This is a genomic window from Wenyingzhuangia heitensis (genome assembly GCF_011762155.1).
In the GTDB taxonomy this organism is placed as follows: domain Bacteria; phylum Bacteroidota; class Bacteroidia; order Flavobacteriales; family Flavobacteriaceae; genus Wenyingzhuangia; species Wenyingzhuangia heitensis.
The window spans coordinates 21,208-37,929 of the sequence record NZ_JAASQL010000002.1; the positions used below are offsets into that span (position 1 = coordinate 21,208).

Consider the following 16,722-nt stretch of genomic DNA (forward strand, 5'->3'; position numbering starts at 1 on the left):
AAAAATAATAATAAACTTATAGAATGGGATTATTAGAAAATAAAACAGCCATTATAACTGGTGCAACTAGAGGGATTGGTAAAGGAATTGCATTAGAGTTTGCTAAGCAAGGTGCTAATGTAGCTTTTACGTACAGTTCATCAGTGGAGGCAGCTAATGCATTAGAAACTGAATTAACTGCAATGGGAGTTAAGGCAAAAGGATATCAATCTAATGCAGCAGATTTTGATGCTGCTCAAGCTTTAGCAGCAGATGTGTTAAAGGAGTTTGGTACTATTGATGTATTAATCAACAATGCAGGGATTACTAAAGACAATTTATTAATGCGTATATCAGAAGAAGATTTTGATAAGGTATTAGAGGTAAACTTAAAATCTGTATTTAACTTAACCAAAGCTGTAATTCGTCCTATGATGAAACAAAGAGCAGGATCTATCATTAACATGAGTTCTGTAGTAGGAGTTCAAGGAAATGCAGGTCAAACTAACTACGCTGCTTCTAAAGCAGGAATGTTAGGGTTTAGTAAGTCTGTAGCTTTAGAATTAGGATCAAGAAATATTCGTTGTAATTCAATTGCTCCAGGATTTATTGAAACTGAAATGACTGCCAAACTAGATGAAGCAGTTGTTGATGGATGGAGACAAGCTATTCCTTTAAAAAGAGGAGGTCAACCAGAAGATATTGCAAACGCATGCGTGTTTTTAGCTTCTGATATGTCTGCATATATTACAGGTCAAACTTTAAATGTAGATGGTGGTATGATCACTGCTTAATACAATTAAAATAATAATTTATAACTGCCCTAAAGGACTAACTTTAGGGCAGTTTTTTTATATTTATAAAAAGCTTACCAATAATGACTATTTCCGATATTAAAGAAAAAATTTTAGCCAATACATGGAAACCTTTAAAGTTGTTTACTTATCAGTACAAAGGATCAAGTGGTAAAGAATGGGAACAAACTAGAGAGGTATACGATAAAGGTGATGGTGCAGCAGTTTTGATGTACAACAAAGCAGCTAAAAAAATAGTGTTGACCAAACAATTTAGAATGCCTGCATATATAAATGGATTAAAAGGAGGTATTGTAACCGAAGTTCCTGCAGGAATGTTAGATAAGGATGATCCTGAAACATGTATTATAAGGGAAATTGAAGAGGAAACAGGGTATAAGGTTCCTAAAGTTATAAAAGTGAGAGATTGTTTTATGACTCCGGGTGCTGTTACTGAAATAACACATATGTTTATTGCAGCGTATGATGAGACTATGAAAGTAGCTAATGGTGGAGGTTTGGAGAATGAACAAGAAGATATTTTAGTTTTTGAAATGAGTTTTGAGGAGGCTAAAAGAGTTGTGGAGAATAATGAAATAAAAGATGCAAAAACCTTAATTTTGCTTCAATATGCTTGGATTCATCATTTATTAGAGGCATAATTAATAACGTAAATAACAAATAAAATAAAGAATAAAAATGGGAAAAGTAATAATCAATAGTTTTGATGATTTTAAAGCATATGAAGGAAAAGAAATAGGAGTTTCTGAGTATTTACCAGTGCCTCAAGAAAGAATAAATCAGTTTGCAGATGCTACATTAGATCATCAATGGATTCATTGCGATGCCGAAAAAGCAAAAGAAGGACCTTTTGGAACTCCTATTGCCCATGGTTATTTAACATTGTCTTTAATGCCTTATTTGTGGGAACAAATTATAGAAGTAAACAATAGTAAAATGTTGGTAAACTATGGAATTGAAAAATTAAGATTTAACAAACCTGTTACTGTTGATAGTAAAGTAAGATTAAGAACTAAATTAAAATCAATAGAAAATTTAAGAGGGATTTCTAAAGCAATCTTATCTATTAATATAGAAATAGAAGGAGAACGTAAAACAGCATTAGATGCAGATATTGTTTTCTTGTATCATTTTGTAAATTAATACATGCATAGTACAGAACAAATAAAACAGTTGGTGCAACAAAATATCCATCAAATTAAAATTAGTGAGTTTGTGGCTGAAGGAGGTTGGCCTAATATAAATGAGATAGATGTTTCGGTCTTTAATCAAACAGAACAAAATGGTGTAGAGGTTATAAATTTACATATTTTGTATACTGTTGATAAAGCAGGATGTTGTTTTATACCTGGTGCAGAACAACAAATGAGGTTGCCAAAAAGAATAACCATTCAAAACAATAAAGTAAAAATTGGAGAAGATGAATAACAATCAAAATTTAAATATACCCAAAGGTTTACCCTTAATAATTATTATAGCAATAGTTGTAATTGTGTTTATATCTAAATCTGCATTAACCATAGATTCTGGTAAAGCAGGAGTCTTGTATAAAACATTTGGAGGTGGGGTAGTAACAGATCAACCCGCTTTAGGAGAAGGGTTTCATTTAATAGCTCCATGGAATAAGGTAATTGTTTATGAGGTTCGTCAGCAAGAATTGTTCGAGAAAATGAAAGTTTTATCTTCTAATGGATTGGATATTATTTTAGAAGTTACTGCTTGGTATTTGCCACAAAAAGATAAAATAGGAAGATTGCATCAGCAAAAGGGACAAACCTATTTAGAGTCTGTAATTAAACCTTCGTTAAGATCTGCAGCTCGTTCTGTAGTTGGTAGATATACTCCTGAGCAAATATATTCTAGTAAAAGAGATGTAATTCAAGAAGAAATATATACCGAAACTAAAAAAATATTAGACAATCAATTTATTCAGTTAAATGATGTTTTGGTAAGAGATGTAACTTTACCTCCTACAATTAAAACAGCAATTGAAAATAAGCTAAAACAAGAGCAAGAGTTTTTGGAATATGAGTTTAGGTTAGAAAAAGCTCGTAAGGAAGCTGAACGTCAAAAAATTGATGCAGAAGGAAAAGCAATAGCAAATAAAATTTTAAGTGAATCATTAACCGATAAAATTTTAAAGGAAAAGGGAATTGAAGCTACTAAAGAGTTAAGTAGTTCTCCTAATGCCAAAGTAATTGTAATAGGTTCTGGTAAAGATGGATTGCCTATTATTTTAGGAAATCAATAATTTAAAAACAGACAGATACAAAAACAGCCTTTACAAATTTGTAAAGGCTGTTTTTTTTGTATGATTGATATATTTATGATTCTTTAGTCATGGTAACTACTCTTTGTGGCAATGGAGCTTCGTAACCTGCTTCACCTAAAGCTTCTACTATAGCTTGTTTGGTATCCCAATAAACATCCCAGTAATTTTCGCATTTAGCATATGGCAATGCTAACAATTCAACACCATTAATTCCTAAGTTATTTACAGCAACTCTTGCTTTTTTATCTGAGGTTTGTAAAATATTAGGATCGTTGTTTAAAACATTTAAAACAATTTCTTTTGCTTTTTTAATATCTGCACCATAGCGTATTGCAAATGGCATATCAATTCTTAAAGTTCCTAGTTTGGTTAGGTTTACAATTTTATTTGCAGTAATAGCACCGTTAGGTATAATTTCTGTTTCGTTCTGAAAAGTTTCTATAATAGTTACAAATACAGATATTTCCTTAACAAAACCAAACGCACCATTTGTTTTAATTAAGTCTCCCACTTTAAAAGGTTTAAAAATTAAAAGCATAATTCCAGAAGCCAAATGACCTAAAGAACCATTAAAAGCAGCACCAATAGCAATACCTACACCAGCTATTAATGCGGCAAAAGATGCTGTAGGAACTCCTACTATACCTGCAATAGAGATAATAACCAATGCTTTTAGGGTAAATCCTAATAATGTAATTAAAAAAGGACGAAGAGTTTCGTCTATGTGTTTTGTTTCAAACAATCTAGAAATTCCTTTAAGGATAATTCTAACAATCCAAAGACCAATAATAAGTGCTGCTAAAGCTCCAATTAATTTAAGTCCCCAATCTCCAATTCCTGTTGCAATAGTGTTGTAAAAGCTCGATAATGATTCTGTAACTGTTTCCATAAAATTTTTAGTTAATTTAGTATTCTATAAATATAGAATAAAAAAAGAGGAACTAACATAGGTTAGTTCCTCTTTGTGTTTTAAAATTAAAATCTTATTAGTTTTTTTTCATATCTATTAAAATAGAAAAAGTTTTATTAATATCTTCTTCTTTTACTACAATTGTAATTTCGTGAGTTGTAGATATAATTTCGTGTACAGGAATATCTGCCCAAGCCAATTGCTTTAAAATAAAATAATAAATTCCTGATTGTTGAGAATTAGATTTTGGCAACTTAATAGTAATAGATGCCAACTCTTTAGAAGAGGATAATAATTGTTCTGTTTTAAAGATATCAGAAACTTTATCGTGTAATTTTTTACTGGTGATAATATTAGTCTCAAAAATTCCTTGAGAAATGGTAAAGAAATAATCTTTGTCATCTCCAAATTCATGAATTAAATCAGAAATACATCTTAGCAGAGTAGGAGTATTTTTAAAAGTAAAATTCTCTAAGTCAGAACGAACAATAAAATCACCTAAAGTAAGTGTTATTTTTTTTATGTTCTTGCGTATTTTTAAAATACTAGATGGAGATAATCTATTGATAGCCATCATAATAGCACCAGATTTAACATCTTTATTTAAGTCCTTTTCAACGTCAGGCTGAATGACTCTAGCCAACGATGAAACGTTGATTAATTTATCATTTAAAGCCTCTTCTAAAAAAGGTGTTTTTCTAATAATTCCTTCTACAGATTCTTGTATGGTTTTCATACGTGTTCAAATTTTAACAATTCGTATTAAGATGTAAAGATATTATTATTATTTTGTTCAAATGCCACATTTGTGAAACCTTTGCACTTTTATAGCAAATATTTTTTTGAGATAAAAAATAAATAACTGAAACTAGAAACTATTATGAAAGTATTAAAATTTGGAGGTACTTCTGTAGGGAGTCCAAAGAGCATAAAAGAAGTGGCTAACATTGTTAGAAATGTTGAGGGTAAAAAAACGGTAGTTTTGTCTGCAATGTCTGGAACAACAAACTCTTTACATGAAGTAGCAGATCACATTATTAATTATAGAGAAGAAGAAGCAAATGATTTAATTAACGATTTAGTTGCTAAATATGTTGATGTTGTTACTGAGCTTTTAGAAGAAAAAACAAATCAAAATGAGGCTATTGCTTTAATATCTGATCGTTTTGAATTTATTAGAGAACATATTGGTATAGAAATTCCATCTTCTCAAATAGAAAAAAACATTGTAGCTCAAGGAGAAGTTTTATCAACTAACTTGTTTAATTTTCATTTAAAAGAAACAGGAGCTAGTGTTTTGTTGGTTTCTGCTTTTGATTTTATGGCTATTGATGAAGCCAACGAGCCTGTACTTTCTAAAATAACAGAAGAATACGGTAAAATTGTAGTAGCAAACCCAGCAACAGAAATTTTTGTAACACAAGGTTATATTTGTAACAGCCATACCGGTAAAATAGACAACTTAAAAAGAGGGGGATCTGACTATTCTGCTTCTTTAATAGGTGCGGCTATTGTTGCAGAAGAAATTCAGATTTGGACAGATATTGATGGAATGCACAATAACGATCCTCGTTTTGTAGAAAATACGTTTTCCTTAAAAGAAATTTCTTTTGATGAGGCTGCAGAGTTGGCCTATTTTGGAGCTAAAATTTTACATCCACAATCTGTAATTCCTGCACGCAAAGCAAATGTGCCTGTGTTGTTAAAAAACACGTTTGAGCCAGATGCACCAGGAACTATTATTAAAAACTGTAAAGTACCCGATGGTGTTAGAGCCATTGCAGCCAAAGATGGTATTACAGCTATAAAGATTAAGTCTTTTAGAATGTTAATGGCTTATGGTTTTTTAAAAGGTGTATTTGAAGTGTTTGAGAAGTACAAAACTTCTATAGACATGATTACAACATCAGAAGTAGCTGTTTCTGTAACTATTGATGATACCACTCATTTAAAAGAAATTGTGGCAGAGTTACAAGAAATAGGTTCTGTAGAGGTAGATACAGATTTAACAATTGTATGTTTAGCAGGAGATTTTTCTGAACAAAAAACAGGATCTAATACCGCAATTTTTAGCAGTTTGTCTAATATTCCAGTTCGTATGATTTCTTACGGAGGTTCTAATTACAATGTCTCGTTAGTAATTAATACAGAAAATAAGAAAAAAGCTTTAGTTGCTTTAAACAACGGTTTATTTTAGTAGATAATTATTATTAATTTGAGGTGTTAAAATCAAAAAATAGTTTTATTTTTGCAAGTATTATAACACGAACAAAAGATTTAAGATAAAATGGATATTTCACAATTCTCAGGATTTTTAGCATTCTTATTTGTATTTACAGCTGGTTTTTGGTTGTTAATTTTCTTACTAACATTTGTAGTACCTTATTGGATTACAGGAACTGTTATAGAAAACATCAAATTAAAAGCAGCAGCTAAAAAACTGAAATAATTCATATTTCATTAAAATAATAAAAAGCCTAGTAGATTTCTACTAGGCTTTTTTGTTATAGATCAATCACCTTTTGTATCTTTAAATAGTATTAAATACAAATTGATTTCCAATTTTTAGAATACATTCTCACAAACAATAGCACCGTTTTACTAGGTAAATAATATGGAATTAAGTAGTAGTGATTTAGAAAAATTAAGACAAATAGCTAAAAAGGCAGCTCTAAAAGCAGGACAACACGTAATTGCTTGTTTTGGTACCGATTTTAAAATAGGTAGTAAAAATAAAGGTGGAAGTTTGGCTGCCGATGTTGTTACAGAAGTAGATATTAAATCTCAAGAAATTATACATGCTAGTTTGCAAGAAAGTATTAAAAAATACGATTTAGGTTGGTTGGGAGAAGAGTCTGAAGATGATAAAAGCCGCTTGGTTAAAGATTATTTTTGGACTGTAGATCCTATTGATGGAACTTTGCCTTTTACTAAAAAAAGTCCAGGCTTTGCTGTTGCCATAGGTTTGGTATCTAAACAAGGAGATGCTGTTGTAGGGGTTGCTTACGATCCTTATCATAATGACTTATATGATGCCGTAAAAGGAGGAAAGGTCTATAAAAATGAGAAGTTATTCAGTATAGAATACAATAAAAATAAAGGATTGACTTTTTATAGCGATTTAAGTTTTTTGTCTAGCGGAGCACTTCCTTACTTGATAAAATCTTTAGAAGAAAAATCTTTAGAAAAATATAATAAACCTTTAGAAGTTATTACACATCAAGGAGCGGTTATGAATGCTATGTGTGTCTTGCAAAATGCTCCTGCGGTATACATAAAACCACACAGAGACAAATTAGGTGGAGGTTGTGCCTGGGATTTTGCAGCAAGTGCCTGTATTGCCGAAGCTATGGGGTGTACTCCTACAGATTATTTTGGGAATAAAATCAACTTAAACAAAGAGGAAAATACCTATATGAATAATGAGGGGATTAAATATGAGATTTGGTAATATGGAAATAAATTTATCCTAAAATCTCAAACTCAATATTTACATCAACTTCTGGCCACTCAGAATGTCCATCTAGTTTTACATCAATAATTTTATCAATTACATCTAAACCTTTGGTTACTTGTCCAAAAACGGTGTGCTCGCCATCTAAATGAGAGCAATCTAATTTTGTTTGAATGATAAAAAATTCAAAAGGATTTGATTTTTTACCTGGATTATTTACCCAACGTCTAGTAGCAGATAATGCTCCGCGTTTGTGTGTAATTCCGTCTCTAAACTCAGGAGGAAGTTTGTAGTTGTTTAATTGTATTCTATAAGTATCTACAATTGTTTTTTCGGACCACCCTCCTTGAATAATAAAATCTTTAACAATTCTATGAAAACAGGTTTTGTTGTAGTATCCATTTTTAATTAAATAAATAAAACTAGCTCTGTGTAGTGGAGTTTCTTTATAGAGGGTAATGTGTATGTTTCCTAATCTAGTTTTTAGTAGTAATTTGGTTTCTGGATTTTTTTTTCCATAATCTAAAAAGAAACTCTTTACATTTTTATGATTGATGATATCTTTAATTAAAAGCTCTTTTTTAGGAATTTGAGCTAATAAAGAATCTTTAATCTCTTGCAATGTAGGTTTTTTGACCTCTTTTTTTAAGTTTTCTTTTTGAATATGAACTACAGTTTCTTTTATTGCTGTTTTTGGTTTTTTAGATTCCGAAGAACAACTATACATCAGTAAAGAAATAAATAAAATCTTTAATAATAAATGGATATGTTTACTCAATAATACCTGCATATAAACTTTTTACAATTCCGTCTGCCAATCCTATTTTTGGAACATATATGCGTTTTGCATCGGACCATTTCATTGCAGATAAATATATTTTTGTAGCGGGTATAATTACATCGGCTCTATCCTGATTTAAGTTTAGTTCAGAAATACGCTCATCATAACTCATAGTTTTTAAATATCTATAATTTGCTTTCATATAAATATAAGAAAGGGGAGAACCATCTGTTCTACCAGACATTTTATAAATTTTATTAATGTTACCACCAGAACCTATTAAAGAAATATTTTTAATACCAGCAGTGTGTTTTTTAACCCACTCTTTCATTTCTTCCCATTCATCTTTTAGACTGTCTTTTTGATTTAACATTCTTACAGTACCCATTTTAAAAGATTTAGATCTACTAATAGTTCCGTTTTTATATACGGTCATTTCTGTACTACCACCACCAACATCTACATATAAATAAGATTTGCTGTTGTCTAATAGTTCCCCTAAATCTGTAGTAGCAATAATTTTAGCTTCTATTTTACCGTCAATAATATCTATTTTTATTCCGGTTTTTTTAAGAATTCTATCAATAACATAGTCTCCATTATCTGCATCTCTCATAGCAGATGTTGCACAAGCTTTATATTTAACGACTCCATGTATACTCATCAAAAGTTGAAAAGCATTCATAGCATCTGTTAGTCTAATAATTTTCTTTTCAGAAATTTCTCCGGTAACAAAAGTGTCTTCTCCTAAACGGATAGGAACACGTATAAGTGCTGCTTTTTTAAATTTAACACTTGTCCCGTCGTCCTTTTCTATTACATCCATAATTAAAAGTCTAACTGCATTAGATCCTATATCTATGGCTCCGTATTTTTGAATTTTAATCAAAATAATCTGTTTTTAATGATAGAGTTCTCTTTATTTTTTATGATGTTTTGGGAACTCTTTTAATATTGTTTTTCCTGGCTTTATGTTTTTCCAATGTTGCGTGTCAAATTGTATTCCAATAACTCCACAAGTGGGTACATGTGCTATGGGTTCGCTACCAAAAGAATTTACAAAGGTGTTAATTCCATGATCGTGACTAAAAACAATGGCAGAGTCATAAGCATCATCTAAGGCTCTAATTGTTTTTACTAAATAACCATCGCTAAAGCTGTATAAAGATTTGCTTATTTTTAAATGTGCCATAGGAAAGCCTATAACGTTGCAAAAAATAATTCCTGTGTGCAATGCTCTATTGGCACAACTAGATATAAATGAATCGGGTTTTGGTATTTTATTTTTTAAAACTTTGGCAACTATATACGCATCTTTAATTCCTCTTTTTTTTAAAGGTCTATCAATGTCTTCTATGCCTTCATATTCCCATGAAGATTTTGCATGTCTTACAATATATATTGTTTTCATAATTTACTGCTAGGGGTTAGGGAGCTAAACGCTCAATTTTCCACTCAAAATTTTCTAATAAAGTATAACGTATTCTATCGTGCATTCTATTGGGTCTACCTTGCCAAAACTCTATAGATATTGGTTTTATAATATAGCCACCCCAATGTTCTGGCCTTGGAATTTCTTTGTCCTTAAATTTTTGTGTATAGTTTTCTAACTGTTGATTTAATTGTTCTTTAGAAGATACTACTTCACTTTGGTTAGATGCCCACGCACCTAATTTACTACCCTCAGGTCTAGTTTCAAAATATCCGTCAGACAAATTTGGCTGTATTTTCTCAGCTTTTCCTTTAATGATTACTTGTTTTTCTTGTTGTTCCCAAAAAAAAGAAGCACATATATTTGGATTATTGGCTATGGCTTTCCCTTTTTCACTATTGTAGTTGGTGTAAAAAATAAAACCTTCCCAGGTAAAACGTTTTAATAATACAATTCTACTTTTAGGAAATCCATCTAATCCTATACTGGCAATATTCATAGCATTGGTTTCTAAGCTTGTTTTAGCTTCTTCAACTTCGTAAAACCATTGTTGAAAAAGCTCAATAGGAGCTTCGGGGACTGCTGTTTCTAACAACTCTCCCTTTTGATATGTTTTTCTATAATTGCTTAAATCCTTATTCATGTTTAATTCTAATGATATAAAGTCCTAAATACGTGAGGATTCCGTTGATTAATAGTAATTCGTAACCAAATTGAAATCCATCAAATAGACGAACACTGTATTCGTTTATAAAATAACTAAAAATAATAGCAATAATAGCTATAAATAACACCCATTTATCTTTGATTTTATATTGGGTGAAAATTCCAAAAGAGAACAACCCTAACAATGGACCATATGTAAAAGAAGCTACTTTTAATAAATTGCTAATTACGTTTTCACTTAATATATATTTAAAAGTAATAATGGTGATAATTAAAACTATAGACATATAAATATGTGTTTTTTTTCTAATTTTTTCTTGGTCTTCTTTTTTCTTTTGTTCAATCTTTAAAAAATCAATACAAAAAGAGGTGGTTAAAGACGTTAAAGCGCTATCAGCACTAGAGTAGGCTGCTGCAATTAATCCCAATACAAATAGAATAGAAGCGGTAATACCCAAACCTCCATTTAAAGCAATTTCAGGAAATAACAAGTCGGTTTTGGCTTTTCCGTCTACTATAGGAATGTTAATGTTTTGTTGTTGTGCATAAGTAAATAATAAAGCTCCCAATGTTAAAAACAAAAAGTTGATGATAATTAAAGAAGGGGCTAGAGACATCATATTCCATTGTGCTTCTTTTTTATTTTTACAAGCTAAGTTTTTCTGCATCATGTCTTGATCTAGTCCTGTCATGGCAATGGCTATAAAAGCACCTCCTAATACAGACTTTAACCAGTAACTTTTAGCATTCACATCTTCTGTTACAAATATTTTTCCATACTTACTATATTCTTGTGAGCTGATAAAATCAAAAAGATTGGTGTTTAATTTTTCTAACAACAAATAACCAATTACTACCAAAGCGGTTAACATAAAAAGTGTTTGTAAGGTATCTGTCCAAATAATGGTTTTAATTCCTCCTTTAAAGGTGTAAATCCAAATTAATAAAACAGAAAATACCACGGTAAATTCAAAACGAATGTTCCAAGCATCAAAAATAAAATATTGCAATACAATAGCTACTAAGTACAACCTAAAAGAGGCTCCTAATACTCTAGAAACTAAAAAAGAGGCTGCTCCTACTTTGTGACTATTGCTCCCAAAACGTTGTTCTAAATAGCCGTAAATAGAAGTAATGTTATATTTATAGTATAGTGGCAGCAAAATATAGGAGATCACTACATATCCTAAAAAGTAACCAAAGACTACTTGCATATAACTAAACTGACTGGTAGCCACCCAACCTGGCACCGAAATAAAGGTTACTCCAGATAAAGAAGCACCAATCATTCCAAAAGCAACAATGTACCACGGAGCTTTTTTGTTGGCTTTAAAAAAAGTATCGTTGTTATTTTCTTTTCCTGTAATTACAGAGATTGTGTATAAAACAATAAAATAAACTCCAATAATTAAAGCAATGGTTGTAGGTGTCATTCAATAGATTTAAAACTAGTACAAATTAAATATTTTTTTTATTCAATTCCCGCCATATATGTACATTTGTACACTTATGGATTTTTCATCAAAACTTTTAGAAAATGCCGTTAACGAAGTTTCTCAATTACCAGGAATAGGTAAAAGAACTGCTTTACGTTTGGTGTTGCATTTATTAAGACAGCCTAAAGAGCAAACAGGATATTTAACACGTGCGTTAGATAACTTAGTCACCGATATTAAACTATGTAAAAATTGTTACAATATTTCTGATGTAGAGCTTTGCGAAATATGTTCTAGCCACAAAAGAGATGAGACTACTATTTGTGTGGTAGAAGATGTACGTGATGTAATGGCTATTGAAAATACAGCTCAATTTCAAGGAATGTATCATGTTTTGGGAGGTAAAATATCGCCTATGGAAGGAATAGGACCTAACAATTTACAAATAGAAAGTTTGGTAGATAAAGTAAAAGCAGGAAAAGTAAAAGAATTGGTTTTTGCTTTGAGTTCTACTATGGAGGGAGATACCACCAATTTTTATATTTACAAACAAGTAAAAGACTTAGATATAAAAATATCTGCCATTGCTAGAGGTATTTCTGTAGGAGATGAGTTAGAGTATGCAGATGAAGTTACTTTAGGTAGAAGTATCTTAAATCGTATTCCGTTTGAAAATAGTTTAAGACAATAAAAAAATGCTCTTTTAACTAAATAGAAGAGCATTTTAATTTTAGATATATAATAATTACTTAAACTTTTGTATTTGCTTTAATCTCATCAAAATGAGCTTTTAAAGTTACTTTGTTACCCGATGCTATGATGGTTTTGTCAAACAAAGAACCACCCATTCCGCAACCCACAACACCTACTTTAAAAAAGTCGTTAATATTGTTTTTATCTACACCACCTGTTGGTAATAACTTAATGGTGTTTAAAGGTCCTAAAATATCTTTAATGTATTTAGTTCCTAATTGTGTTGCCGGAAATATTTTAACCGCATTTGCACCTAGAGACCAAGCTTTGTAAATTTCGGTAGGAGTATAAGCTCCAGGAAATACCGGAATTTTATTAGCTACACAGTATTTAATAACTTCTTCGTCAATAACAGGGGTTACAATAAATTGAGAACCTGCTTTTAAGGCACGTTGCAAATCATCCATATTACAAACGGTACCCGCACCTACATTTAAAGTAGGGTATTCTTTACGCAAAGTAGCTATAGATTCTTCTGCGTTTTCAGAATTCATCGTAATTTCTACCGTATAAAAACCACTTTCTATATATACAGGTATAATTTCTCTAATTTGCTCCATAGAAAATCCTCTCATGATTCCTACCACAGGAGTTTCGTTATATTTTTCCCAAGAAAATGTTGATTTAGACATGTGATTTTACTATTTTTTTGTGACCTATTAATAATGCTTTGTCAATCATATCTGCATCAAAACAAACTATATTTTGATGAATTTGATCTAACGCTAATTTGTATAATTTGTATAAAATTCCGGTAGTGGCAATGTATATTTGCTGATGACTCTGTTTTAAATAAGCTAATTCTCCACCAATTAACAAACCAGATAAAAAGTAAAAGTTTTGTTGTGGTGTTTTGTTTTGTAACAAGTCATTAGCTCTTATAGAAAATAAAGAAGTCAAAGATTGATTGTTTAGTCCTTTTTGAACACCTTCTAAAAAAGAAGATTCAACATCGTTACTCCAATCGGTTTTTGTTAAAGAGTTTGCTAAGAGTGTGTTTTTACTAATTACATCAAAAAGCTCTCCTGTCATGTACGTGGTAAAATGGGTAAACACTCCATTTTTAAAATGAATGTGTTTGCTGTGCGTACCTGGTAATAACAAAACCCCTTCCTGGTTTTTTGGGATATGTTTAGACAAACCAATAGCTTGTATTTCTTCCCCTCTCATCACATCATCAAAAGTTTTGGCTCCTGATACTAGAATAAGATCTAATCCGTTTTCTGAAATTGTTTTGCTGAATAAATTAGCTCCACTAAAATTAATAGGCATGTCTACATAAGGCAATTCCATCATTCCAATGCTAGAAGTAGCCATTCCCGAGGCAACAATAATAGGGGTAGTACCTATACTATTTAGGTGTTTAATTTGCTCTTTTAAATAGTTTACAAAGTAAGATGTTTGGCTTTCTGTTGATTTACTTTCTTTGTAGTTAAGATGTAGTTTTTTAACTCCAACATCAGTAGTGTGTTCTGCAATTACTTCTAAATTAGAAGTGTTTACCAAACGCAATCTAAAATTAGAGGTTCCCCAATCGCAACTTATAAATGTTTTAGGTAAAGACATAGTTATAGTTGTATGCTTATTCTTTTTCTGATTAAATAATCTTCCAAAGCAAATTCAGAACAATCTACACCAATACCACTGTTTTTAATTCCACCATGTGGTAAATAGATGTCGTATTTTACTCCGTTAATTTGTACTTCTCCAAAAGCTAATTTTTCAGAAAAATATTTTTGCGTTTCATTATTCTCTGTAAATACGTAAGAAGCTAGTCCAGCATCTGTGTTATTTGCCCATTGTAATACTTCTTCTTTTGTTTTAAAAGGAACAATTAAAGCAATAGGACCAAATACTTCGTGTGTTAAAATCTCTGCTTTTGGATTGTTTATTTTAATTGCTGTAGGTTCAAAGAAATAACCAGGTGTATTTATCGCTTTTCCTCCTGTGATGATTTCACCACCTTGGGCAATTGCTTTAGCTACTGTATTTACCATTCTAGTAACCGATGCTTTGTTAGCTAAAGGTCCCATGTCAGGTTTATTTTCCTTACCAAATCCAACTTTGGTGTTTTCAAATTTAGCTTTCATTCCAGAAATAAATGTATCAATAACAGATTCATGTACATAGAATCTATTAGGAGCTACACAAATTTGACCTGTATTTGCTGTTTTTAGAATACTACCAATATTGATGGCATTTTCTAAATTGGCATCTTCACAAACAATAAAAGGAGCATTTCCACCACATTCCATACTGTATTGTTTGATGGATGTTTTACTACTTTGTTCTATTAATTTTTGAGCAGTTTTTGTAGAACCAATCATTGTGATTAATTGTGGAATTGTACTTTCGCACAACGGAATTCCAACATTTTCTAAATCTCCACAAATTACGTTGATGACCCCTTTCGGAAAATTAATTTCTTCGCAAATTTCTCCAATTAAATAAGCAGAAATAGGAGAGAATTCAGAAGGTTTTAAAATAATACTACAACCAGCTGCTAGAGCAGGGCCTAGTTTAAAACCTAAATTTAGCAATGGAAAATTATAAGCTAAAAAAGCAACAGCTACACCTAAAGGTTGTTTAATAACAGTATGTTTATGTGTACCTTCTTTGTCTTTAATGTCTAAGTCTTCTATTTTTTGAATTTCGTCTGCATAAAATTGTAAAGAATTGGTAATACTAGTAATGTCTTCTTCTGAACCTTCCCAAGTTTTTCCCATTTCGTGAACAATGGCAGTACGTAATGTATCTGCTTTTTCTAAAAGTTTGCTTCTTAGTTTAGACATCCAAGAAACTCTCTCTGATATAGGAAGTTGAGACCAATTTTCAAATCCTTCTTGAGCAGATTTTAAGGTTTTTAAAGTATCTTCTTTAGTCGCCCAACTTATGGTAGCGATAATTTTTTCAGTTCCGGGACAAATTACTTCAAAAGTAGTGTTGTTGGTTGCCGGATTTAATTGACCGTTTATATATAAATTTTTATGTCCAAATAATAAATTGCTCATTGTGTTTATTTTACAAATAGTTTGGTGTTGGCATCGCAAGAATATTTTTTAAGAGCATCCTCGTCAATATCTACTCCTAAACCAGGGTTTTTAGGAACGGTTAAAACTCCATTTTTAATAATTAAGCTATGTTTTACAACTTCATCTCTTAAAGGGTTTTCTGTTCTGTCTAATTCCATTACAGGTTTGTCAGAATACATTCTACCAGGATTTTTATCTAAGTTTGCTACTAAATGTACAGCAGCACTAATAGCAATCCATGTACCCCAAGTGTGCGGAACTACATCTTTAGAATAGGTTTGTGCTAAAGAAGCAATTCTTTTAACTTCTGTTAAACCTCCGGTAGCACAAATATCAGGCTGTGCAATATCTACACAATCGTTATCAAATAATCGTTTAAATCCGTGTTTTAAATATTCACACTCACCTCCTGCAATAGGTATAGAGGTTCTTAAACGTAGTTTTCTATATCCATCGTAATCTTCTGGAGATACAGGTTCTTCAAACCAAGAGATGTTGTATTTTTCAACATTTAAAGCTAATTCTAAAGCTTCTTTATAAGAGTATGCGTGGTTGGCATCTATCATCAATTTAATATCATCACCAATAGCTTCTCTTACTGCTTTTACGTAATGAGTATCTTGCTCAATACCCAAACCAACTTTCATTTTGATGGCTTTAAAACCTTCGTTTTTATAACTTAAAGCTTCGTCAACTAATTTTTTTTCTAAATTTTCTACTCTTTCAAAATACAAACCTGTTGCATAAGGATGAATTTCGGGGTTTTTAACACCACCTAAAAGAACAGATACAGGTTGGTTTAATATTTTTCCTTTTAAATCCCAAAGGGCAACATCAATAGCACTTACTGCAGCCTGAAAAACTCCACTTCTACCAAAATCTAAAGATCTTAAGTACATTTCTTGCCAAATACATTCGTTTTCTATGGCATTTTTTCCAATAATAAAAGGTCTAAAAAATTCAATTCCAGCTTTAATTACATCTGCAGGACCATATCCTTCTCCCCACCCATAGGTACCATCTTCTAAAGTAATTTTAACCAAACATATTTTTCTGGTATCGTATTGCCATTGCGAAAAATAAAAAGGTTCGTCTAGTTTACTAGTTAGTACGTAAGGAGTGATTTCTTTGATAATCATAATAATGATTTTTTGTTTATATACGCAGGGTGTAATCCATACGTTTAATTAAT

General features: G+C 31.1%; 20 protein-coding genes. 9 read left to right on the forward strand and 11 right to left on the reverse strand.

Features of this window, described 5'->3' with window-relative positions; all coding sequences use genetic code 11:
• Positions 1-23 precede the first annotated feature (23 nt).
• The 5 genes from fabG (at position 24) to FHR24_RS08795 (ending at position 3,045) form a co-directional block, all read left to right on the forward strand.
• Positions 24-773: a 3-oxoacyl-[acyl-carrier-protein] reductase gene (fabG, locus tag FHR24_RS08775; protein WP_167187115.1), complete on the forward strand. Its 750-nt coding sequence runs from the start codon at positions 24-26 to the stop codon at positions 771-773.
• Positions 774-856: 83 nt separating this feature from the next.
• Positions 857-1,435: an NUDIX domain-containing protein gene (locus tag FHR24_RS08780; RefSeq protein WP_167187118.1), complete on the forward strand. Its 579-nt coding sequence runs from the start codon at positions 857-859 to the stop codon at positions 1,433-1,435.
• Between the two features lie 37 nt (positions 1,436-1,472).
• Positions 1,473-1,937, forward strand: coding sequence for a MaoC family dehydratase (locus FHR24_RS08785; RefSeq protein WP_167187121.1), 465 nt, complete (start codon positions 1,473-1,475; stop codon positions 1,935-1,937).
• Between the two features lie 3 nt (positions 1,938-1,940).
• On the forward strand, positions 1,941-2,222 hold the full coding sequence (locus FHR24_RS08790) for a hypothetical protein (RefSeq protein ID WP_167187124.1): 282 nt from the start codon (positions 1,941-1,943) through the stop codon (positions 2,220-2,222).
• Entirely contained in the window at positions 2,215-3,045 is an 831-nt protein-coding gene (locus FHR24_RS08795; protein WP_167187126.1) for a prohibitin family protein, read from the forward strand. The genes FHR24_RS08790 and FHR24_RS08795 overlap by 8 nt, the downstream gene beginning before the upstream one ends.
• Before the next feature lie 73 nt (positions 3,046-3,118).
• On the opposite strand, the gene FHR24_RS08800 is transcribed toward FHR24_RS08795, so the two are convergent.
• Positions 3,119-3,955 (reverse strand): mechanosensitive ion channel family protein, encoded by an 837-nt coding sequence (locus FHR24_RS08800; protein WP_167187129.1) that lies wholly within the window; start codon positions 3,953-3,955, stop codon positions 3,119-3,121.
• A 97-nt stretch (positions 3,956-4,052) separates the two neighbouring features.
• The gene (locus FHR24_RS08805) at positions 4,053-4,712 is read right to left on the reverse strand and encodes a hypothetical protein (protein WP_167187132.1); all 660 of its coding nucleotides are present in this window, start codon (positions 4,710-4,712) and stop codon (positions 4,053-4,055) included.
• A 144-nt stretch (positions 4,713-4,856) separates the two neighbouring features.
• On the opposite strand from FHR24_RS08805, the gene FHR24_RS08810 reads away from it, so the two are divergent.
• The 3 genes from FHR24_RS08810 to FHR24_RS08820 all read left to right on the forward strand — a co-directional run bounded on the left by FHR24_RS08810 (position 4,857) and on the right by FHR24_RS08820 (position 7,427).
• A complete protein-coding gene (locus FHR24_RS08810; protein ID WP_167187135.1) occupies positions 4,857-6,173 on the forward strand; it encodes an aspartate kinase in 1,317 nt (438 codons plus the stop codon).
• A gap of 90 nt (positions 6,174-6,263) precedes the next feature.
• Complete coding sequence (locus tag FHR24_RS08815; RefSeq protein ID WP_167187138.1) at positions 6,264-6,425, forward strand: hypothetical protein; 162 nt, start codon at positions 6,264-6,266, stop codon at positions 6,423-6,425.
• A 165-nt stretch (positions 6,426-6,590) separates the two neighbouring features.
• Positions 6,591-7,427 carry a 3'(2'),5'-bisphosphate nucleotidase CysQ family protein gene (locus FHR24_RS08820; RefSeq protein ID WP_167187141.1) on the forward strand — a complete coding sequence of 279 codons (837 nt, stop codon included), beginning with the start codon at positions 6,591-6,593 and terminating at the stop codon, positions 7,425-7,427.
• Between the two features lie 13 nt (positions 7,428-7,440).
• Here FHR24_RS08820 and FHR24_RS08825 read toward each other — a convergent pair whose 3' ends face one another.
• The 5 genes from FHR24_RS08825 to FHR24_RS08845 are packed head-to-tail and all read right to left on the reverse strand — an operon-like array spanning position 7,441 to position 11,742.
• Positions 7,441-8,220, reverse strand: a complete 780-nt coding sequence (locus tag FHR24_RS08825) for a peptidylprolyl isomerase (RefSeq protein ID WP_167187144.1) — start codon at positions 8,218-8,220, stop codon at positions 7,441-7,443.
• On the reverse strand, positions 8,201-9,100 hold the full coding sequence (locus tag FHR24_RS08830; protein ID WP_167187147.1) for a Ppx/GppA phosphatase family protein: 900 nt from the start codon (positions 9,098-9,100) through the stop codon (positions 8,201-8,203). The genes FHR24_RS08825 and FHR24_RS08830 overlap by 20 nt, the downstream gene beginning before the upstream one ends.
• Before the next feature lie 30 nt (positions 9,101-9,130).
• Complete coding sequence (locus FHR24_RS08835; RefSeq protein WP_167187151.1) at positions 9,131-9,622, reverse strand: SixA phosphatase family protein; 492 nt, start codon at positions 9,620-9,622, stop codon at positions 9,131-9,133.
• 16 nt (positions 9,623-9,638) lie between these two features.
• Entirely contained in the window at positions 9,639-10,286 is a 648-nt protein-coding gene (pdxH, locus tag FHR24_RS08840; protein WP_167187155.1) for a pyridoxamine 5'-phosphate oxidase, read from the reverse strand.
• A complete protein-coding gene (locus tag FHR24_RS08845) occupies positions 10,279-11,742 on the reverse strand; it encodes a sodium:solute symporter (protein WP_167187158.1) in 1,464 nt (487 codons plus the stop codon). Before FHR24_RS08845 ends, pdxH begins: the two co-directional genes overlap by 8 nt.
• 76 nt (positions 11,743-11,818) lie before the next feature.
• Here FHR24_RS08845 and recR point away from each other — a divergent pair, with 76 nt between their 5' ends.
• Positions 11,819-12,436, forward strand: coding sequence for a recombination mediator RecR (gene recR / locus FHR24_RS08850; protein WP_167187161.1), 618 nt, complete (start codon positions 11,819-11,821; stop codon positions 12,434-12,436).
• A gap of 58 nt (positions 12,437-12,494) precedes the next feature.
• On the opposite strand, the gene FHR24_RS08855 is transcribed toward recR, so the two are convergent.
• The 4 genes from FHR24_RS08855 to FHR24_RS08870 are packed head-to-tail and all read right to left on the reverse strand — an operon-like array spanning position 12,495 to position 16,669.
• Positions 12,495-13,130 carry a bifunctional 4-hydroxy-2-oxoglutarate aldolase/2-dehydro-3-deoxy-phosphogluconate aldolase gene (locus tag FHR24_RS08855; protein WP_167187163.1) on the reverse strand — a complete coding sequence of 212 codons (636 nt, stop codon included), beginning with the start codon at positions 13,128-13,130 and terminating at the stop codon, positions 12,495-12,497.
• Positions 13,123-14,064: a 2-dehydro-3-deoxygalactonokinase gene (locus FHR24_RS08860; protein WP_167187167.1), complete on the reverse strand. Its 942-nt coding sequence runs from the start codon at positions 14,062-14,064 to the stop codon at positions 13,123-13,125. Before FHR24_RS08860 ends, FHR24_RS08855 begins: the two co-directional genes overlap by 8 nt.
• Positions 14,065-14,066: 2 nt before the next feature.
• Positions 14,067-15,509, reverse strand: coding sequence for an aldehyde dehydrogenase family protein (locus FHR24_RS08865; protein ID WP_167187170.1), 1,443 nt, complete (start codon positions 15,507-15,509; stop codon positions 14,067-14,069).
• 5 nt (positions 15,510-15,514) lie between these two features.
• Positions 15,515-16,669, reverse strand: coding sequence for a mandelate racemase/muconate lactonizing enzyme family protein (locus tag FHR24_RS08870; protein WP_167187174.1), 1,155 nt, complete (start codon positions 16,667-16,669; stop codon positions 15,515-15,517).
• Between the last annotated feature and the right edge of the window lie 53 nt (positions 16,670-16,722).